Origin of the sequence: Psychrobacter sp. 16-MNA-CIBAN-0192 (assembly GCF_040309565.1) — a bacterium.
Lineage (GTDB): Bacteria > Pseudomonadota > Gammaproteobacteria > Pseudomonadales > Moraxellaceae > Psychrobacter.
This window is the reverse complement of record NZ_JBEOOX010000171.1, coordinates 1-279: the sequence shown is the minus strand read 5'-3', so window position 1 is coordinate 279 and position 279 is coordinate 1. Positions and strand designations below refer to the sequence as shown.

Annotated in this window: 1 protein-coding gene; it reads right to left on the bottom strand. The window is 70.3% G+C overall.

Going from position 1 to position 279, the window contains the following annotated elements:
• The coding region (locus AAEY78_RS12800; protein WP_352339703.1) for a helicase-related protein at nt 1-279 on the bottom strand (279 nt) is incomplete at both ends.

Sequence of the window (279 nt, the reverse complement as noted above, 5' to 3'; positions counted from 1 at the left end):
CCTGCATCAGCTGCGCGAACAGCCGCTCGCTCGCGCGGAAGTCGTGCGAGAACAGCGCGGTGTCGGCATTGAGCACGCCGACGAGCGACACGCGCTGGAAGTCGTGCCCTTTCGCGATCATCTGCGTGCCGACCAGGATGTCGACCTCGCCCGCGTGCACGTCGGAAAAAAGCGCCTGCGCGCTGCCCTTGCGGCGCGTGCTGTCCGCATCGATCCGCAGGATCCGCGCGCCCGGCACCGCTTCGGCGAGCGCCTCCTCGATGCGCTGCGTGCCGCGCC